Below are 18,652 nucleotides of genomic sequence, written 5' to 3' on the forward strand. Positions count from 1 at the left end.
TTCCTATTCCGCCGCGATCGCGCCCTCGCCCGACTGCCGCTCCGCCTGCTGGCGCGCCCACATCTCCGCATACAGCCCGCCGCGCCGCAGCAGCTCGGCGTGCGTCCCGCGCTCCGCGACGGCGCCCGCCTCCAGCACCACGATCTGGTCGGCATGGACGATCGTCGACAGCCGGTGCGCGATCACGATAGTGGTGCGGCCGCGTTCGATCGTCTCCAGCGTTTCCATGATCTCCGCCTCGGTCCGGCTGTCGAGCGCGCTCGTCGCCTCGTCGAGGATCAGGATCGGCGGGTCCTTGAGCAGCGTCCGCGCGATCGCCACGCGCTGCTTCTCGCCCCCCGACAGCTTCAGCCCGCGCTCGCCGACGCGCGTGTCGTACGCGTCGGGCTGCGCCTCGATGAACCCCGCGATCGCCGCACCTCGCGCAGCCCGCCGGACCGCGGCATCGTCCGCGCCTTCCCGGCCATAGGCGATGTTGTAGCCGATCGTGTCGTTGAACAGCACCGTATCCTGCGGAACGATCCCGATCGCGGCGCGCAGCGAGGCTTGCGTCACGCGCGCGATATCCTGCCCGTCGATCGTGATCCGCCCGCCCGTCAGGTCCCAGAACCGATAGAGCAGCCGCGCCAGCGTCGACTTGCCCGCGCCGGACGGACCCACGACCGCGAGCGTCGTTCCCGCCGGCACGTCGAGATCGATCCCCTTCAGGATCTCGCGACCTTCATCATAGCCGAACCGTACGCCCTCGAACCGCACATGCCCCTGCGCCACCGCCAGCGGCGCCGCATCGTCGGCGTCGCGCACGTCGGTGCGCGTGTCGACCAGCGCGAACATCGCCGCCATGTCGGTCGCACCCTGCCGGATCGTGCGATAGACCATCCCGAGCAGGTCGAGCGGGCGGAACAGCTGGCTGAGCAGCGTCGACACGAACACCACGTCGCCCGCGCTGAACCGCCCCTGGCCCCAGCCCCAGGCGACCACGCCCATGCCGATCGCCAGCATCGCGTTCGTCAGCAGCGCCTGGCCCACGTTGAGCCACGCCAGGCTGTTCTCGCTCTTCACCGCGGCATTGGCATAAGCGGTCATCGCCGCGTCGTAGCGGCGCGCCTCGCGCTCCTCCGCGCCGAAATATTTGACCGTCTCGAAGTTGAGCAGCGAATCGACCGCATGCGCCACCGCGCCGGTATCGAGATCGTTCATCCGCACGCGCAGCGCGTTGCGCCAGTCGGTGACGATCCGCGTGAACGCGATGTACGCCGCCACCATCACCACCGTCGCGGCGACCAGCCACACCCCGAAGCTGGTCCAGAAGATGCCCAGCACCAGCACCAGTTCGAACGCGGTCGGCGCGATGTTGAACAGCATGAAGTACAGCATCGTGTCGATGCTCTTGGTCCCGCGCTCGACCACCTTGGTCACCGCGCCCGTCCGGCGCTCCAGATGGAAGCGCAGCGACAGCGCGTGGAGGTGACGGAAGACGACCGCCGCCAGCCGCCGCGTCGCATCCTGCCCCACGCGTTCGAACACCGCGTTGCGCAGATTGTCGAACAGCGTCGAGGCGAAGCGCGACAGCGCATAGGCCGCGACCAGCCCGACGACGATCGCCACCCCGGCCCGGTCGCCCCCCGCCATCCGGTCGACCGCGAACTTGAGCGTGTACGCCGCGCCCAGCACCTGGACGAGCTTGGAGGCGATCACCAGCAGCATCGCGCCGACGATCCGTGCCTTCAGCACCGGCTCGCCCGCGGGCCAGAGATAGGGGAGGAACCGCCGCAGCGTCGGCCACAGCGGTTCTTCGGGGCCGGTCTTGATCGTTTGCGGGGGCATATGACCGGCCATGTCGCCCGCCCCGCCCCGCTTCGCAAGGGCGCGCGCGCGATGGAACGTTTCGTCGCACCCGGCAGTTTCGCTGTCGTAAGTGGAGACGATGTATGGAACCGCTTTTTTTCGTGATGGCGATCATGGGCTGCGGCGACGGCAGCACCGCCTGCGAGCCGGCGCGTATGATGCCGGCGCGCTACGCGACGATGGCGCAGTGCCGCGCCGAACTGCCGCAGGCGCTAGCGCAGAACACCGACCTTTCCTACCCCGTCATCACCGGCGATTGTCGCGCGTCGGGGATGCAAGTCGCGGCCAAGGGCAAGGCCACGCGGCGGAGCTAAACTGTCGTCACGTCACCCCAGCGAAAGCTGGGGTCGTTCGCGGGTGATGCGCGCCAGTGGCAAGAGATCCCGGCCTCCGCTGGAACGACGTTACCTCGGCCGCGTCCACAGCCCCTCGCGCGATACCGGCTCGATCGGCCCCCGCGCCGCAGCGACGCCAGCCTTCAGCACGAACCCCAGTTTCTGCCCCGTCCCCGTGGTCACCCGCCGATCCCACGCCTGCGTGCCGCGTGCCGCCACCTCGCGCCCGATCGCGCCGTAGATTTCCGCCGCCGCCAGCACCGCCCAGGCAGAGCGGAACGACAGGGCCCCCGCGCCCACGCGCGCACTCGCCTCGTGCAGCGCCGCGCGGGTCGCCAGCCGTTTCGCCAGCACGGCGAGGCGCGCGCGGAACGGCGGCTTCATGTGCTGCCCGGCCGGGATGTCCATCTCGACCAGCCATTCGACGGGCAGGTAGCAGCGCCCCACCCGATCGTCCTCCTCGATATCGCGTGCGATGTTCGCCAGCTGGAACGCCAGTCCCAGGTCGCACGCGCGGTCGAGCGTGTCGTGGTCGTCCGCGGGCACCCCCATCGCGACCGCCATCATGCACCCGACGACGCCCGCGACATGATAGCAATAGCGGTACAGGTCGTCCTCGCTGCGCGGGCGCCAGTCGTCCGCATCGAGCTGGAACCCGTCGATCAGGTCACGCGGCCAGCGCTTCGGCATGTGCGTCTCCGTCGCGACGATCCGGAGCGCGTCGAACGCGGGCGCGCCAACCACCGTGCCCGCCAGCGCCGCCTCGGTCAGCGCGCGCACCTCCGCGATCCGCGCCTGCGGGTCGGTCACCCGCGTCATGCCATGGCCGTGATCCTGCCCATCGACGATATCGTCGCACCGTCGGCACCACGCATAGAGCAGCCACGCCCGCTCGCGCGTCGTCCGCCCGAACAGCCGGCTCGCCATCGCGAAGCTCTTCGACCCGCGCCGGATCGATTCATGCGCGGTCGCGACGATCGCGTCGCGGGAGGGGAGGGCGGCAGTCACCGCCGGCACTCCATTGTCGACACCATGCTCAAACCAATCCCGTTCGCACTGAGCCTGTCGAAGTGCTGTTCTTCTTTTTCGACGTCGGCAAGAAAGGACGGCACTTCGACAAGCTCAGTGCGAACGGCTGTAGGTGCACCCTAAAGGTCCGACGCCGCCATCCGCACGATCGGCTGCGTCGGCACATGCGCGCCCATCCGCTCGAGCAGCAGGTCCAGCGTGTCCGCCACGATCAGCAGGTCGCGGTGCTGCGCGCGCAGGAAGCCCACTTCGCCCATCGTCTCCCAGAACGCGATCAGGTGATCGTAATAGCCCGCCACGTTGAGCAGCCCGACGGGATCGGCATGATAGCCCAGCTGCGCCCAGCTCAGCGCCTCCCACAGCTCGTCCATCGTCCCCGTCCCGCCGGGGATCGTCACGAACCCGTCCGCCAGGTCGGTGAACTTCGCCTTGCGTTCGTGCATGCCCGAGACGACGTGGAGCTCGGTCAACCCGCGATGCGCGACCTCCGCATCGACCAGCGCCTGCGGAATGACCCCGATCACCTCGCCCCCGGCTTCGAGCGCGGAATCCGCGATCGCCCCCATCAGCCCCAGCCGCCCGCCGCCATAGACGACGCCGATCCCGCGCGCCGCCAGCGTCCGCCCGATCGCGCGGGCGTTCTCGATATAGACCGGATCGGCCGGGGTGGCGGAGCCGCAATAGATCGCCAGACGCTTCATCATTCAGACCCTCCCCGGAACGGGGAGGGGGACCATGCGACGCATGGTGGAGGGGGGGCCAGCCGCAACCGACCCCGCCCGTGGCGGAGCCCCCTCCACCCTTCGCTGCGCGAGCGATGTCCCTCCCCGTTCCGGGCAGGATTTGCAAGAGCCTCTACCGCCCACCCTCCAGCATCAGCGCCGCCGTCGCCTTCGCGCTTCCGACCACGCCCGGGATCCCCGCACCCGGATGGGTCCCCGCCCCGACGAAGTACAGGTTCGGGATATGGTCGTCGCGATTGTGGACGCGGAACCACGCGCTCTGCGTCAGCACCGGCTCCAGGCTGAACGCGCTTCCCAGATGCGCCTTGAGGTCCGTCCCGAAGTCCGCAGGGCTGTAGCTGAACTTCGTCACGATCCGCTCGTGGATGTCGGGGATCAGCCGCCGCCCGACCTCGTCGAGGATCCGCTTTTCCAGGATCGGCCCGATCTCGTCCCAGTTCACCGGGAACTTGCCCATGTGCGGCACGGGCGCCAGCGCATAGAAAGTACTCATCCCCTCGGGCGCCATCGCCGGATCGGTGACGGTCGGGTGATGGAGGTACAGCGAGAAGTCCTCGCTGAGCACGCCGTGATCGTAGATGTCCGCCAGCAGCCCCTTATAGCGCGGGCCGAACAGGATCATGTGGTGCGGGATGCCCGGCCACGTTCCCTTGATCCCGAAATGGACGACGAACAGCGACGGCGAATAGCGCTTCTTCTCCAGCTTCGCGGTCGTCCGCTTTGCGCTGCGCGAGGTGTTCAGCAGGTCGCGATAGGTGTGCATGATGTCCGAATTGGCCGCCAGCATCGTACAGTCGCTGCGCCAACCGCTTGCGCACGCGACGCCGGTCACCCGGTCCCCCAGCGTTTCGATCTCGGTCACCGCGTCGCCCAGCCGCAGTTCGCCGCCCAGCCGCTCGAACAGCGCGACCATGCCCGCGATCAGCCGGTTCGTGCCCCCCTTGGCGAACCAGACGCCCCCGTCGCGCTCCAGCTTGTGGATCAGCGCATAGATCGCGCTCGTCGTCATCGGGTTGCCGCCCACCAGCAGCGTGTGGAAGCTCAGCGCCTCGCGCAGCTTTTCCGACTTCACGAACGTCGACACCATCGAATAGACCGATCGCCACGCCTGGTATTTCGCCAGCGCGGGCGCGGCCTTTATCATCGACGCGAAGTCGAGGAACGCGACATGGCCGAGCTTTTCGTAGCCCTCCTTGTAGACGCCGGCCGAATAGTCGAGGAACCGCGCATAGCCTGCGACGTCCTCCGGATCGAGCTTGGCGATCTCGCCGCGCAGCACGGTGTCGTCGTTGGTATAGTCGAAATTGGTCCCGTCGGGCCAGTTGAGCCGGTAAAAGGGCTGCACCGGCTCCAGCGTCACGTCGTCCGCCAGCCGCGCGCCCGACAGCGCCCACAGCTCCTCCAGGCATGCCGGATCGGTGATGACCGTGGGGCCCGCGTCGAAGGTGAAGCCGTCCTTCTCCCAGTAATAGGCGCGTCCGCCCGGCTTGTCGCGCGCCTCGACGATCACCGTCTTCACGCCCGCCGATTGCAGCCGGATCGCCAGCGCCAGCCCACCGAACCCTGCGCCGACCACGATCGCGCGCTTCACTTGCCCATCCATTTGGTTTCCCTGAGTGCGCGAAAGGCGCGCGCGACCGGAACGGGCGGCTTGCCCGTCAGGATCCGTGCCTTGTCCGCGAAGGTCGATCGTCCCGCATAGAATCGCCGGATCAGCGCGGCGTCGAGCCGGTAGAATCGCTGGATCACGCGCCAGCGCTCGCCCGGATCGGCGGCGCGGAACATCATCGTATTGAGCATCCGGTAGAAACGCTGTGCGCGCCAGCGCCGCGCCGCATAGTCGTGCGTGAACGCGGCGAGGTTCGCCCCCGACAGGTCGTCCAGCGCCGCGATCCGGGTCGCGAGCCGCACCGCGTCGGGCAGCGAATAGCCGGTGGCGGGCTGGAACAGCCCCGCGCGCATCCCCGCCTTGGCGACGCCGCGCCCGCCCGATCGCCAGTACGTCTCGAAATCGCCCCCCAGCGTGATCGGCAGCACCCCCGTCTCGCGTCGCAGCACCGCCTCCACCCGCCAGCCCCGCGCCGTGGCATAGGCGGCGATCCGCTCGCCGAGCAGTTGCGGGTCGAGATCGGGGGTGTCGCTGAAATAGGTGTCCTCGACGAACATCTCGGTGTCGCCGAACGGCAGGCAATAGACGAAGCGATAGCCGTCATGCTGGTCGACGCGCGCGTCCATCACCATCGGCTGCGTCTGGCCATGCGGGGCGGCAAGCTTCAGCACGTGCCCTGCGAACTTCTGCCAGCCGAGATCGAGCGTCGACAGGTCCGCCGCGCCGCGCGCGTCGATCACGCCCTGCGCCTCGATGCGATCGCCGTCGGCCAGCACAACCGCGGTCGGCGACGCGCCCAGCACGCGGCGGCCCAGCATCACCGCGCCCTCGGGCAGCGCCTTCGTCACGGCGCGCGCGAACGACTCGCTCTCGATCGAATAATAGGTCGCGTCGATCGCGCGCTCGTGCGCGGGGAAGGCGACGGTGTAGCCGCGCCACGCATGCGTCACCGCGGGAGCCAGCAGCGCGCGCTCGGCGGGGGCGACGTCGCTGCCGAAGAACGACCACACATGGTTGCCGCCGATCGCATCGCCCGAATCGATCAGCCGCACGTCGAGCGCGGGATGCCGCGCCTTCAGCGCCATCGCGATCAGCCCGCCGGAAAGCCCGGCGCCGACGATCGCGACATCGCAGGTGGTGGTGGACGGCATCGCAGCCTGCCTAGCCCAAGCCACCGGACGCGCGAAGCGGTTTCACCGGGGGTGGGACAAAGTGTCCGGACGTCAGCCGGGCCACACTGACGTTCGGACCAGTCATCCGTTCGTCTCGCGTAGGGATCGAGCGAAGTCGGGAGCCCGTATCGAGAGATCGCGCGCCCACTCCAACCGCCTCTCGATACGCCGTCTCGACGGCTACTCGAGGCGAACGGATCAAGGAAGTAGGATCAAGGAAGTCGGATCGAGGAAGGTCACCGTTCCTTCCTTCGATCCACCGCGCTAGACCCCCCACATGCGCTGCCCGACCCTCCACACCGACCGCCTGACGCTCGGCCCCCATCAGGCCGACGATCTCGATACGCTCGCCGCGATGTGGGCGGATCCCGCGGTCTACGCCTTCATCGGCGGCACCCCGCGATCGCGCGAGGAGGTATGGATCCGGCTGCTCCGCTCGGTCGGGCAATGGTCGCTGTTCGGCTATGGCAGCTTCGTCGTCCGCGACCGTACGACCCGCGAGATTCTCGGCGACGTGGGGCTGATCGAGGCGCGCCGTGCGATCGTCCCCGCGATCGACGCGCCCGAGGTCGGCTGGGCGCTCGCCCCCGCTGCGCATGGTCGCGGCTATGCGCACGAGGCGCTGGCGGCGGTGCTCGGTTGGGCGGACGCGGCGGGCATCGCGCGCACGATGTGCATCATCGCGCCGGAGAACGCCGCCTCGATCCGCCTCGCCGACCGCCTCGGCTATCGCACGCTGGGCGACGGCCTCTACCACGACGCTCCGACGCGGATGTTCGAGCGGGTGGTGTCCTGACCGTCAACCAGGCCCCAACCGTCACCCCGGCGAAAGCTGGGGTCTCTCTCCTCCAGCGGCACGCCCGCGGATAAAGATCCCGGCCTCCGCCGGGTGACGGTCGTTTCCAAAACCTCCGTGCACCCGCCCCCGCGATGCCCTACAACCCGCTCCCGATGCTGCTCGCCATCCTCCTCTCCGCGCTCGCGATGACGCTGATCGTCGGGGTGCGCTATCTCGCAGCCTCGGGCGGGTTCGCGCTCGCGACGCGCGCCAGGCATCCCGGCCTCTATCGTGGCCTCGACGCGCAGGTACGGCGCGAGATCGCGTGGAGCCTCGCCTCCGCCGCGATCTACGGCGTGCCCGCCGGCATCGTCGCCTGGGGCTGGCAGAATCGCGGCTGGACGCGGATCTATGCCGACGTCCACGCGATGCCGCTCTGGTATCTTCCCGTCTCGGTGCTGCTGTACCTCGCCGCGCACGACACGTGGTTCTACTGGACGCACCGCTGGATGCACCGCCCCCGCCCGTTCAGGCTGGCGCACGCGGTCCACCATGCCAGCCGTCCGCCCACCGCCTGGGCGGCGATGGCGTTTCACCCGATCGAGGCGCTGACCGGCGCTGTGGCCATTCCGCTACTGGTCTTCGCGATTCCGATCCATGTCGGCGCTCTCGGCTTGGTGCTGACGGTCATGACGGTTATGGGGGTGACGAACCATATGGGGTGGGAAATATTCCCGAGGTTCATGTGGGCCGGGCCAATGGGGGATTGGCTCATCACCGCCAGCCATCATCAGCGGCATCATGAACGATATGGGTGCAATTATGGGCTCTATTTTCGCGTCTGGGACCGGCTCTGCGGCACGGACGGCGGCATCGGCGATTTCGCGAAGGCGCATGCGAAAGCCCGCAACCACAGTGCTGGGCGCGGCGATCGTGCTGGCGCTGCTGCCGGGCGCGGCGCCGACCACGCGGCTTGACGTCGCGGTCGACAACCTGCGCAACGCGAAGGGCCTCGTCCGCATCTGCCTGACCGCGGATCCGAAGAACTTCCCCGCCTGTGTCGACGATGCCGATGCGGTCACGCGCACCATCCCCGCCGCCACCCGCACGCTGCGGTTCGATGCGTTGCCCCATGGCGGCTATGCGATCGCGGTGATCCACGACGAGAACGGCAACGCGAAGCTCGACACCGTCGCCGGGATCCCGCGCGAGGGGTTCGGTTTCTCGCGCAACCCGCGCATCTTCTTCGGCCCGCCCAGGTTCGCCGCGGCGCGGTTCACGCTCGACGGTGATGCCGATGTGCAACAGGTGAAGATGCGCTACCTGCTCTGACGATTCGTTACGGACCCAAAGCGGCCCCGGCGTGTTGTGCGCGCAAGACATCCAGGGGACGACCATCTTGCGCGCCATCCGAATCGCGGCTCTCGCCGCCAGCCTCCTCGCGGCCGCACCCGCCGTCGCACAGGACACGACCGTGCCGGCGGTGCCCGTGGCCCCCCCGCAGCCGGAGTTCGGCGATACGATCACCGTGGGCCTCGGTGCGGCCTACATGACGGATTACGAAGGCTCGAACGACTATCGCTTCATGCCGGCGCCCGCTGCGATCGGGTCGATCAAGGGCTATGCCTTCACCGTCCTGGGCAACCGCGCCAGCGTCGATCTCATCAAGAATCCGTCGGGGCCGAGCTGGGACCTGCAGGCCGGTCCGATCGGCGTCATCAACTTCAACCGGTCCGCGCTGTCGCAGATCGACGACCGTCGCGTCCGCGCGCTGGGCGAGCGCGATACCGCGATCGAGCTCGGCGGCTTCGTCGGGATCGGCAAGACGGGCGTCGTCACCAGCCCGTACGACAAGCTCAGCGTCTCGCTCAGCTATCGCCACGACGTCGCGGGCGCGCATGGCGGCGGCATCTGGCAGCCGACGATCAATTATCTCACCCCGCTCAGCCTGAAGGCCGCGATCGGGGTCTTCGCGTCGGCCGAGCGTGCGGATCGCGACTATGCGCGCTATTATTTCGACGTGAACGCCGCCCAGTCGCTCGCCAGCGGGCTACCGGTCTACGGCACGCGCGGCGGGTGGAAGAACTATTCGCTGGGCGCGGCGGGCACCTATTCCCTGACGGGCGATCTGCTGAAGGGATGGAAGCTGGTCGCAGGCGGCACGTACAGCCGGATGCTCAACGATTTCGGGCGGACGCCGGTCGTCTCGATCGCGGGCTCGCGCAACCAGTGGCTCGGCGTCGTCGGTATCGGCTACACCTTCTAAGGCGTCACCGCCCAGCGCGCCACGTCCTCCTGCTGCCCGATCAGCGCGAGGCCGTGCGCGATCGAGGTCAGCTCGCCCCCCGTCGCCAGCCGGTCCTCGCCGAACCGCTCGGCGAACACGCGCCGGATCCGGGGGGTGAGCGATGATCCGCCGGTCAGGAACACCCGGTCGATCGCCGCCGCCGGCACAGACGCAGCGTCGAGCGCGCGATCGACCGTCGCCTCGATCCGCGCGATGTCGGGCGCGATCCACGTCTCGAATTCGGCGCGCGTCACCTCGGCTTCGATCGCGACGTCCGCGCCCGCGAACGCGAACCGCGCGGTCTCGCTCGCCGACAGCGCGCGCTTCACCTGCCCGACCGCGTCGTACAGCCGATAGCCCAGCTCCTGCTCGATCACCGCGATCATCCGCGCGATCGCGTCCGGGTCCAGCGCGGCGCGGCGCAGCGATTCCAGCTCGGCCAGCGTCTTGCGGTTGCGCATCAGCGCCAGCCGGCTCCAGTCCGAAAAGTCGCTGAAATAGCCGCGGGGAATCTCCAGCACCTTGTCGAACGACCGGTACGATCCGCCCAGCCCCAGCAGCGGCAGCACCAGATGGTCGACGATCCGCGCGTCGAACCGGTCCCCCGCGATGCCGATGCCCGCATGGCCCAGCGGCGTGCACCGCCGCGCCGCGCCCGGCGCCTCGACCCGCACCACCGAGAAGTCGCTCGTTCCGCCGCCGAAATCCGCGACCAGGATCGTCGCCGGATCCTCGACCCGCGCGGCATAGCTGAACGCCGCGCCCAGCGGCTCGTACACATAGTGCACTTCCGTCCCCAGCTCGGCGAACATCGCGTCGTACCGCGTGCGCGCCAGCGCTGCGTCGGGGCGGAACCCCGCATATTCGACCGGCCGGCCGACGACCACGCGCGCCGCCCTGTCATCGAGCGCACCGCCCGCGCGCGCCGCCATCCGCGCGAGGAACAGCCGGCCCAGCTCCTCGAACCGATAGCGCTTCGCGAACACGCTCGCGGTGTCGAAGCTGGCGCTCGCCGCGACCGACTTGAACGATTGCAGGAAGCGGCTGCCCTCGGGCCAGTCGAGATATTCCGCGATCGCCCACGGCCCGCCCTCGTGCGCGACGCCGCCCTTGGCGTCCTCGTCCTGCCAGAAGCACAGTGCGGAGCGGAACACCGCGTCGGCGCCGTCGGGCGCATCGAGCGCGACCATCTCCGCGGTGCCGCCGCGCGCGATCGCGGCGACGCTGTTGGTGGTGCCGAAATCCAGGCCGAGCGTGGGGAGGGGATCGGACATGCGGGCGACTCGCGATCGGGACGGGGCCGGCGCGCTTACACCGCCCCGCGCATCATGTCGAAACGCATCCTCATGCGGTGACCAATACCCCCGTCGCCACCACCGGCCCGGTCGGCGCCCCCGTGGGCGATCCACCGACCGGCTCGATCGAGATCGCCAGCGTCGCCCCCGCCGCCACGCGGGCGCGGTCGGCAGGCGACAGCCGGACGATGCTCGTGCCCGCCACGCCCAGCAGCCCGATCGGCCGCGGCGCGTCCTTGCCCGCGATCACCCACAGCTGCGCGCTCCGCCCCGCGGGCACCGCGACCGTGCCCGCGACGCGCACCGCGCCGCCCGCCGCATCGTAGGTCGCGGGGAACGGCGCGCCCTTGCCGTCCGGGGTGGAGGCCATCGCCGCCGCCAGGATCGTCGGCGCGGGCGCGCTCGCCACCACCGACGCGGGCGGCGGCGCGACCGGCGCGGGGCGCAGCACGATCACCGCGAGCAGTCCCGCCGCGACCGCCGATGCTCCCGCGGTCGCCCAGCGCCAGGGCGCGGCGCGATCGTCGTTCGCCGCGCGCGTCGCCCGGCGCGCGACGCCGGCTTCGGGCACGACCTCGGGAATTTCCGCGAACAGTGTCGCGAACCGGTCCCGCCACCGCTCCACGGCGTCCGCGAACGTGCGGTCGGCAAGCATCCGTCGCGTCGCGTCGGCGCGCGCGGCGCCCTCGAGCAGGCCGAGCGCCAGCTCCGCCGCGAGGATGTCGTCATCGGGGATGTCACCGTCGGGCGTGGCGTCAGGCGTCATCGGACAGGCACTCCCTCAACCGCATCAGCCCGCGGCGCACGCGGCTCTTCATCGTCCCCAGCGGAATCGCATCGCGGTCCGCCAGCTCGGCATAGGTCGCGCCGTCGAAGAAGGCGGCACGGATCGCGGTGCGCTGCGTCGCATCGAGCGACTCGAGGCACAGGTGCAGCTTGCGATCGTCCTCGTCGCGCTCGATCCCCGCATCCGCCAGCGGCGCGTCGTCCGCGACCTCGGGCGCGGCGTCGAGCGTCGTCGCGGGCAGCCGCCGATTCGCGCGCCGCCAGTCGATCGCGCGGTTGCGCGCGATCGTCGCCAGCCACGTGATCGGGCTCGACCGCGCAGGCTGGAACCCCGCCGCTCGCCGCCACACCAGCGCATAGACTTCCTGCAAGACCTCCTCCGCGCTCTGCCGTTCGCCGCAGATACGCAGGCAGATGCCGAACAGCTTCGCCGAGGTCAGCCGATAGACCAGCCCGAAGGCGCGTCTGTCCTGTTCGCCGGTCTGGACGAGCGCGTCGACCAGCCGAGCACGCGCCGCATCGGCCGCATCCGCACCGCTCATGCGCGCCGCCCGCCGATCGCCCGCCCGCCCGATCGTCCGCCGGCCAGACCGATCGTCGGCACGCCGCATTTTTGCCCCGGCCCGTGCATCCTTTTGTCCCCGTTCTCGTAGTTGCCGGACATCGACCGGATTTGCCCCTGTTGCAAGCCGGCGGTTCCGAACTAGGACGTTGCGACGACGCAATGGTACGAGAGTTTCAGGAGATGCCCCGCATGACCGACACCAAAGACCTTATCGGGGTCCTCGACGCGCGCGTCGAACGCCGCAACACGCGGCGCGAGCTGTTCACGACGATGGCGGGTGCCGCCGCGGTCGCCACCGCCGGGGGCTTCTTCGTGTCGACGCCGGCGCAGGCGCAGACGGTCAGCGACGCGGATGTGCTCAATTTCGCGCTGAACCTCGAATATCTTGAGGCGCAATTCTATTCCTGGGCCGCGTACGGCGCCGGGCTCGACGCCACGCTGCTCACCGGCACCGGCACGCAGGGCGCGCTCACCGGCGGCAAGCAGGTGACCTTCACCGATCCGCTCGTCTCCGCGTATGCGCGCGAGATCGCCAATGACGAGATCGCGCATGTCCGCTTCCTGCGCTCGGCGCTCGGCACCGCGACGGTGTCGATGCCCGCGATCGACATCGGCGTCACCGCCACCTCGGCGTTCAGCCAGGCCGCGCAGGCCGCCGGCCTCGTCCCCGCGGGCACCGCGTTCGATCCGTACGCCTCGGACGAGAATTTCCTCCTCGGCGCGTTCATCTTCGAGGATGTCGGCGTCACCGCCTACAAGGGCGCGTCGCCGCTGCTGACCAGCAAGGTCTTTCTCGAGGCGGCGGCAGGCATCCTCGCGGTCGAGGCGTATCACGCCGCGATCGTCCGCGGCACGCTATACGCCAAGGGTGTCGCGACTCCGTCGCTGCGCACCTCGGCGGACGCGATCTCGAACGCGCGCGATTCGCTCGACGGCACCAGCGATCTCGATCAGGGCATCTCGCCGGTGACGATCAACGGCGCGGCGGCGTCGAATATCGTGCCGCTCGACGCCAACGGCATCGCCTATAGCCGGACGACGGGGCAGGTGCTCAACATCGTCTATCTCAACAGGAACGCCGTCACCCTGGGTGGCTTCTTCCCCGCCGGCGTCAACGGCACGATCCGGACCAGCGCGGCGAACTGACGGGCGACCACGCCCCCTTCGCCAGACGCTCCCCAATCTAGGATTTCCGCCATGAACCATGCTGACATTCTCGCCACCGTCCTCGACGCATCGGAAGCGCGCCGCCTGCAGCGCCGCCGGTTCCTCCGCGTCGCGGGCGCCGCCAGTGCCACCGCGGGCGGGCTGATGCTGCTGTCCGCCTGCGGCGACGACGGTGGCGATTCGCTGCTCAACCCCTCGCCGACGCCCACCCCGACGCCGACGACGGGGATCACCGATGCCGACGTGCTGAACTTCGCGCTGAACCTCGAATATCTCGAGGCGCAATTCTATTACTACGCGGTCTACGGCACCGGCCTTCCCGCCGCGTCGCTGACGGGCACCGGCACCCAGGGCGCGGTCACCGGCGGGCGCCAGGTGACCTTCACCGACCCCGTCGTCGCGCAATATGCGCGCGAGATCGCGGCGGACGAGCTCGCGCACGTCAATTTCCTGCGCGCGCAGCTCGGCACCTCGGCGGTCGCGATGCCCGCGATCAACATCGCGGGCGACGCGAACGGCGCGTTCACCGCAGCGGCGCGCGCCGCCAACGTGATCGGCGCCACCGCGACGTTCGATCCCTACGCCTCGGACGAGAATTTCCTGCTCGGCGCGTTCATCTTCGAGGATGTCGGCGTCACCGCCTACAAGGGCGCCGCGCCGCTCATCACCAACAAGACATATCTGGAAGCCGCGGCGGGCATCCTCGCGGCGGAGGCGTATCACGCCGGGCTGATCCGCACGACGCTCTACCGCAAGGGGCTGGCGACGCCGTCGCTGCGCTCGGGCGCGGACAACATCTCGAACGCGCGCGACACGCTCGACGGCTCGACCGATCTCGACCAGGGCGTCAGCGCCGACTCGACGACGTCGAACATCGTCCCCGCCGACAGCAACGCGATCGCGTACAGCCGCTCGACGGGCCAGGTGCTCAACATCGTCTATCTCAACAAGGCGGCGGTCGCGGCGGGCGGGTTCTTCCCCGCGGGCGTCAACGGCACGATCCGCACCAGCGCCGCGAACTGATCGCGCGCGTCCTCACGGACCGGAAGGGCCGTGCCTCCGGGCGCGGCCCTTTTCGTTTGTGGGGCTCGGTACATCGGCCTATGCTCGGCACCATCCCCGGGGGACCACGCACAAGTGGTTGAGAGGCAGCTGATGCTGCGACCCGCCGAACCTGATCCGGTTGACACCGGCGGAGGGAGGGAGGTCGCCAACTGGCCGCCCCCGCTCCGTTTATTGGAGCATGACACGTGGCAGACATCGACCCCCAGATCGCGCGCACCCCCGCTCCCATCGGCGTCACCACCGGCCCGATCCGCGGCAGCCGCAAGATCCACGTCGCGGTTCCCACCAGCCCCGACGTCCGCGTCGCGATGCGCGAGATCGTGCTCGATCCGTCGTGCAGCGAGCCCCCCCTGCGCGTCTACGACACCAGCGGCCCCTATACCGATCCCAAGGCGACGATCGACATCGCGCGCGGCCTGCCCCAGCTGCGCCGCCAGTGGATCGAGGCACGCGGCGACGTCGAGAGCTACGCCCGGCGCGAGATCCAGCCCGAGGACAACGGCCAGCTCGGCCCCGACCGTTCCGGCGGCGTGCCCCAGTTCCCGCTCCACGTCACGCGCCCGCTGCGCGCGAAGCCCGGCGCGAACGTCAGCCAGATGCACTATGCCCGCCGCGGCATCATCACCCCCGAGATGGAATATGTCGCCACGCGCGAGAATCTCGGCCGCGCGATGCTCAAGGATTACGTCCGCGACGGCGAGAGCTTCGGCGCGCAGATCCCCGATTTCGTGACGCCCGAGTTCGTCCGCGACGAGATCGCCCGCGGCCGCGCGATCATCCCCAACAACGTCAACCACCCCGAATCCGAACCGATGGCGATCGGCCGCAATTTCCTGGTCAAGATCAACGCCAACATCGGCAACTCGGCGGTCGCCAGCAACGTCGCGGCGGAGGTCGACAAGCTCGTCTGGTCGATCCGCTGGGGCGCGGACACCGTCATGGACCTGTCCACCGGCCGCAACATCCACGACACGCGCGAGTGGATCATCCGCAACTCGCCCGTCCCGATCGGCACCGTCCCGATCTACCAAGCGCTCGAAAAGGTCGGCGGCGTGGCAGAGGAGCTGACGTGGGAGATCTTCCGCGACACGCTGATCGAGCAGGCCGAACAGGGCGTCGACTATTTCACGATCCACGCCGGCGTCCGCCTCGCCTATATCCCGATGACCGCGAAGCGCGTCACCGGGATAGTCTCGCGCGGCGGCAGCATCATGGCGAAATGGTGCCTCAGCCACCACAAGGAGAGCTTCCTCTACGAGCGCTTCGACGAGATCACCGAGATCATGAAGGCGTACGACATCGCCTACAGCCTCGGCGACGGCCTGCGCCCCGGCTCGATCGCCGACGCCAATGACGAAGCGCAGTTCAGCGAGCTCTACACGCTCGGCGAACTCACCCACCGCGCGTGGAAGAGCGACGTCCAGGTCATGATCGAAGGCCCCGGCCACGTGCCGATGCACAAGATCAAGGAGAATATGGACAAGCAGCTCGAGGTCTGCGGCGAGGCGCCCTTCTACACATTGGGGCCGCTCACCACCGATATCGCGCCGGGCTACGACCACATCACCAGCGGCATCGGCGCCGCGATGATCGGCTGGTACGGCACCGCGATGCTCTGCTACGTCACCCCCAAGGAGCATCTCGGCCTGCCCGACCGCGACGACGTGAAGGTCGGCGTCGTCACCTACAAGCTCGCCGCGCACGCGGCCGACCTCGCCAAGGGCCACCCCGCCGCCCAGATGCGCGACGACGCCCTGTCCCGCGCCCGCTTCGAATTCCGCTGGCGCGACCAGTTCAACCTGTCGCTCGACCCCGACACCGCCGAATCGTACCACGACCAGACGCTCCCGGCCGAAGGCGCCAAGACCGCGCATTTCTGCTCGATGTGCGGCCCCAAATTCTGCTCGATGAAGATCACGCAGGAAGTCCGCGACTTCGCCGCGAAGCAGAATGCCCCGGCGAACACCTTCCTCGCCGCCGACGCCCAGGCCGAAGACGCCACCCGCGCCACCTTCGCGAAGGGCGTCACCCACGCGGATGCGGAAAAGGGCATGGCGGAGATGAGCGAGCGGTTCCGGGAGAAGGGCGGGGAGGTGTATCTGCCGGCGGAACCGGCCTGAGCAATGCTCAGGCCGGTCATTGCTTACTTGGCGTCCGGATCAGCATAGACGGCGAGCCGCCACCGAACATTGCCTTGCGCATTTGCGTGTTGATGATGGTTCTGTGGCGGGAAAGGGTCGTTCTTGTTCGATGCGATTTCGCGACCGCATCCTTGGCATCGATAGATTCCGGAATTTGGAACCGTCTGACCCGGAGTATAAATGCTGTCGTAAGCATCACTCGTCGATTTCTGGATATATTGATCGTACTTGTACCATGCCATTTTCACTACTCCGCTATCGAAGCCCGGCACCACGGGTCGATTGACGGTTGGATCACGGCCCACTAGATCGCACAGGCTTGCACAAGCGCGAGGTGGGATGCCTGCCTCAGTCGGGGTGGCCGTTGACGCGGCCATCCCGATATCGACCGATACCCATAAGTCGATTTAGACGCAAATCCTAATTCCCACTCGGTTTAATAAGGAGTACGTGCTTCGGCATGTGGCAAAGCATGAACCGAGTGTTGCAGCTGGACCGCATCTCTGATGGGTATGGCCTGCCACGGCAGGCCATACCTTCCACCCCTTACCCCACCCCCAGCGCCGCGAGCACCCCCGGAAACCGGATCAGCTTCGGATACGTCCCGGCGACCTCTTCGGCTACGCCTTGCGCGATCAGCTCGCGCACATTGTTCTGCGCCCCGCCATAGGTCACCCCCAGCGCCTCCGCGAAATCGGTGACCGACTGCACCGGTCGTTCGAACGCCAGATCGATGATCCGCAGCATCAGGGCCGATCGCCGCGCGGTCTGGAATCGCTCCCGATACTCGCGCTGCAGGTCCTGCAACCGCTCGACCACAGCGATCGTCTCCTCGGCAGAGGCCGCCACCGCATCGAGGAAGAACGCGATCCACGCCTCCCACGCGCCTTGGCGAGACACCGCGTACATCAGGTCGATATAGCGATCCTTGTGCCGCTCCAGATACGGGCTCATGTACAGCAGTGGCTGGGGGAGCGTGCCGTTGTCGATCAGCATCAGCGTGATGAGCATCCGCCCGACACGCCCGTTGCCGTCGGCGAACGGGTGGATCGCCTCGAATTGGTAATGTGCCAGCGCCGCGTCGATCAACGGTGCGGGGCGATCCTCGCGATTGACGAAGCCCATCAGCGTGTCGAGCGCGCGGGGCGTCTCTGTCGGCGGCGCTGGGATGAAGCGCGCACTGTCGATCCGGCCGTTGCCGCCAATCCAGTTCTGGTCGCGCTTGAGTTCGCCCGCATCGGTGGTGGCACCACGATTGCGAGCCACGCCGGTCAGCAACACGCGATGTGCGTCGCGGATCAGCCGGGCGGAAATCGGCAGATGCGTCAGCCCATCGATCGCTCGCTCGAGCGCGCGGACATAATTCAGCACTTTGCGATTGTCGCTACGGGTCGTGACGTCGGTCGCTCCTGCTTCGAACAGGAACAGGTCGCTTAGCGTCGTGTAGGTTCCCTCCATGCTCGACGAGGAAACCGCCTCGCGACGCTGGAGGGGACGGATGAGAAGCAGGGGATTGGCGACCGAGCGACCAATTCCCTTGAGTTCGCCCACTGCCTGCGTCGCACGTGTCAGCTCAGGCAGAAATTGATCGACCGCTATCGATGGTGGCGGCAAGGGATGCGGTACGAAGGCCTTGCGCCCTGCGATCGTCGGCACGAGCGTACCGCTCGCCATTGCGTCGAACCCGTTGCGATCCATTCAAGGGATCTACAAAGTTCGATGCCAACTTTCAACGAAAACGTGGTTTCGTGAAAAGTCCCCGCTCCACTTTGGACATCCGTACAAACCGACCGATGGATGCCACCCCGTCACACCGCCCCCGAAATCCACCC

17 protein-coding genes and 1 riboswitch are annotated in these 18,652 nt (G+C 68.4%); of the genes, 8 read left to right on the forward strand and 9 right to left on the reverse strand.

Translation table 11 applies throughout. The features are described from left to right. Positions 1-3: 3 nt before the first annotated feature. Positions 4-1,827 (reverse strand): ABCB family ABC transporter ATP-binding protein/permease, encoded by a 1,824-nt coding sequence (locus tag ACV7NO_RS02615; protein WP_463404478.1) that lies wholly within the window; start codon positions 1,825-1,827, stop codon positions 4-6. A 104-nt stretch (positions 1,828-1,931) separates the two neighbouring features. Between ACV7NO_RS02615 and ACV7NO_RS02620 the strand changes: the two genes are divergently transcribed. Continuing rightward, the gene (locus tag ACV7NO_RS02620) at positions 1,932-2,162 is read left to right on the forward strand and encodes a hypothetical protein (RefSeq protein ID WP_463404479.1); all 231 of its coding nucleotides are present in this window, start codon (positions 1,932-1,934) and stop codon (positions 2,160-2,162) included. 90 nt (positions 2,163-2,252) lie between these two features. Here ACV7NO_RS02620 and ACV7NO_RS02625 read toward each other — a convergent pair whose 3' ends face one another. From ACV7NO_RS02625 to crtY, 4 genes are all read right to left on the reverse strand, one after another. Beyond that, entirely contained in the window at positions 2,253-3,191 is a 939-nt protein-coding gene (locus ACV7NO_RS02625) for a phytoene/squalene synthase family protein (protein WP_463404480.1), read from the reverse strand. A gap of 140 nt (positions 3,192-3,331) precedes the next feature. Then, entirely contained in the window at positions 3,332-3,913 is a 582-nt protein-coding gene (locus tag ACV7NO_RS02630; RefSeq protein ID WP_463407261.1) for an LOG family protein, read from the reverse strand. Between the two features lie 154 nt (positions 3,914-4,067). Continuing rightward, positions 4,068-5,546: a phytoene desaturase gene (locus tag ACV7NO_RS02635; RefSeq protein WP_463404481.1), complete on the reverse strand. Its 1,479-nt coding sequence runs from the start codon at positions 5,544-5,546 to the stop codon at positions 4,068-4,070. Beyond that, positions 5,543-6,715, reverse strand: coding sequence for a lycopene beta-cyclase CrtY (gene crtY, locus ACV7NO_RS02640; protein ID WP_463404482.1), 1,173 nt, complete (start codon positions 6,713-6,715; stop codon positions 5,543-5,545). Before crtY ends, ACV7NO_RS02635 begins: the two co-directional genes overlap by 4 nt. 298 nt (positions 6,716-7,013) lie before the next feature. Between crtY and ACV7NO_RS02645 the strand changes: the two genes are divergently transcribed. The 4 genes from ACV7NO_RS02645 (at position 7,014) to ACV7NO_RS02660 (ending at position 9,780) form a co-directional block, all read left to right on the forward strand. Then, entirely contained in the window at positions 7,014-7,532 is a 519-nt protein-coding gene (locus ACV7NO_RS02645; RefSeq protein WP_463404483.1) for a GNAT family N-acetyltransferase, read from the forward strand. Between the two features lie 155 nt (positions 7,533-7,687). Beyond that, positions 7,688-8,491: a sterol desaturase family protein gene (locus ACV7NO_RS02650; RefSeq protein WP_463407262.1), complete on the forward strand. Its 804-nt coding sequence runs from the start codon at positions 7,688-7,690 to the stop codon at positions 8,489-8,491. Next, positions 8,409-8,846, forward strand: coding sequence for a DUF2141 domain-containing protein (locus tag ACV7NO_RS02655; RefSeq protein WP_463404484.1), 438 nt, complete (start codon positions 8,409-8,411; stop codon positions 8,844-8,846). The genes ACV7NO_RS02650 and ACV7NO_RS02655 overlap by 83 nt, the downstream gene beginning before the upstream one ends. A 67-nt stretch (positions 8,847-8,913) precedes the next feature. Next, complete coding sequence (locus tag ACV7NO_RS02660) at positions 8,914-9,780, forward strand: MipA/OmpV family protein (protein WP_463404485.1); 867 nt, start codon at positions 8,914-8,916, stop codon at positions 9,778-9,780. Here the strand turns inward: ACV7NO_RS02660 and ACV7NO_RS02665 are convergent. The 3 genes from ACV7NO_RS02665 to ACV7NO_RS02675 form a co-directional block, all read right to left on the reverse strand. Next, the gene (locus ACV7NO_RS02665) at positions 9,777-11,075 is read right to left on the reverse strand and encodes an Hsp70 family protein (RefSeq protein ID WP_463404486.1); all 1,299 of its coding nucleotides are present in this window, start codon (positions 11,073-11,075) and stop codon (positions 9,777-9,779) included. The two genes, ACV7NO_RS02660 and ACV7NO_RS02665, sit on opposite strands and share 4 nt — an antisense overlap. Positions 11,076-11,145: 70 nt before the next feature. Further along, positions 11,146-11,862, reverse strand: coding sequence for an anti-sigma factor (locus tag ACV7NO_RS02670; protein WP_463404487.1), 717 nt, complete (start codon positions 11,860-11,862; stop codon positions 11,146-11,148). After that, positions 11,852-12,424, reverse strand: a complete 573-nt coding sequence (locus tag ACV7NO_RS02675) for a sigma-70 family RNA polymerase sigma factor (RefSeq protein ID WP_463407263.1) — start codon at positions 12,422-12,424, stop codon at positions 11,852-11,854. Before ACV7NO_RS02675 ends, ACV7NO_RS02670 begins: the two co-directional genes overlap by 11 nt. Positions 12,425-12,636: 212 nt before the next feature. On the opposite strand from ACV7NO_RS02675, the gene ACV7NO_RS02680 reads away from it, so the two are divergent. The 3 genes from ACV7NO_RS02680 to thiC all read left to right on the forward strand — a co-directional run bounded on the left by ACV7NO_RS02680 (position 12,637) and on the right by thiC (position 16,799). Continuing rightward, on the forward strand, positions 12,637-13,593 hold the full coding sequence (locus tag ACV7NO_RS02680) for a ferritin-like domain-containing protein (RefSeq protein WP_463404488.1): 957 nt from the start codon (positions 12,637-12,639) through the stop codon (positions 13,591-13,593). Between the two features lie 51 nt (positions 13,594-13,644). Beyond that, the gene (locus ACV7NO_RS02685) at positions 13,645-14,637 is read left to right on the forward strand and encodes a ferritin-like domain-containing protein (protein WP_463404489.1); all 993 of its coding nucleotides are present in this window, start codon (positions 13,645-13,647) and stop codon (positions 14,635-14,637) included. An 87-nt stretch (positions 14,638-14,724) separates the two neighbouring features. Beyond that, positions 14,725-14,832: riboswitch (TPP riboswitch) on the forward strand. Between the two features lie 32 nt (positions 14,833-14,864). Beyond that, positions 14,865-16,799: a phosphomethylpyrimidine synthase ThiC gene (gene thiC, locus ACV7NO_RS02690; protein WP_463404490.1), complete on the forward strand. Its 1,935-nt coding sequence runs from the start codon at positions 14,865-14,867 to the stop codon at positions 16,797-16,799. 567 nt (positions 16,800-17,366) lie between these two features. On the opposite strand, the gene ACV7NO_RS02695 is transcribed toward thiC, so the two are convergent. Beyond that, positions 17,367-18,518, reverse strand: coding sequence for a Fic family protein (locus ACV7NO_RS02695; protein ID WP_463404491.1), 1,152 nt, complete (start codon positions 18,516-18,518; stop codon positions 17,367-17,369). Between the last annotated feature and the right edge of the window lie 134 nt (positions 18,519-18,652).

This window comes from Sphingomonas sp. Ell38C01, assembly GCF_055231975.1.

What these genes read in the sequence shown, in the direction of transcription:
- ACV7NO_RS02615 (WP_463404478.1), bottom strand. Translation starts at nt 1,827, where the DNA reads ATGCCCCCGCAAACGATCAAGACCGGCCCCGAAGAACCGCTGTGGCCG.
- ACV7NO_RS02620 (WP_463404479.1), top strand. Translation starts at nt 1,932, where the DNA reads ATGGAACCGCTTTTTTTCGTGATGGCGATCATGGGCTGCGGCGACGGC.
- ACV7NO_RS02630 (WP_463407261.1), bottom strand. Translation starts at nt 3,913, where the DNA reads ATGAAGCGTCTGGCGATCTATTGCGGCTCCGCCACCCCGGCCGATCCG.
- crtY (WP_463404482.1), bottom strand. Translation starts at nt 6,715, where the DNA reads ATGCCGTCCACCACCACCTGCGATGTCGCGATCGTCGGCGCCGGGCTT.
- ACV7NO_RS02645 (WP_463404483.1), top strand. Translation starts at nt 7,014, where the DNA reads ATGCGCTGCCCGACCCTCCACACCGACCGCCTGACGCTCGGCCCCCAT.
- ACV7NO_RS02650 (WP_463407262.1), top strand. Translation starts at nt 7,688, where the DNA reads ATGCTGCTCGCCATCCTCCTCTCCGCGCTCGCGATGACGCTGATCGTC.
- ACV7NO_RS02655 (WP_463404484.1), top strand. Translation starts at nt 8,409, where the DNA reads ATGCGAAAGCCCGCAACCACAGTGCTGGGCGCGGCGATCGTGCTGGCG.
- ACV7NO_RS02665 (WP_463404486.1), bottom strand. Translation starts at nt 11,075, where the DNA reads ATGTCCGATCCCCTCCCCACGCTCGGCCTGGATTTCGGCACCACCAAC.
- ACV7NO_RS02670 (WP_463404487.1), bottom strand. Translation starts at nt 11,862, where the DNA reads ATGACGCCTGACGCCACGCCCGACGGTGACATCCCCGATGACGACATC.
- ACV7NO_RS02675 (WP_463407263.1), bottom strand. Translation starts at nt 12,424, where the DNA reads ATGAGCGGTGCGGATGCGGCCGATGCGGCGCGTGCTCGGCTGGTCGAC.
- ACV7NO_RS02680 (WP_463404488.1), top strand. Translation starts at nt 12,637, where the DNA reads ATGACCGACACCAAAGACCTTATCGGGGTCCTCGACGCGCGCGTCGAA.
- ACV7NO_RS02685 (WP_463404489.1), top strand. Translation starts at nt 13,645, where the DNA reads ATGAACCATGCTGACATTCTCGCCACCGTCCTCGACGCATCGGAAGCG.
- ACV7NO_RS02695 (WP_463404491.1), bottom strand. Translation starts at nt 18,518, where the DNA reads ATGGATCGCAACGGGTTCGACGCAATGGCGAGCGGTACGCTCGTGCCG.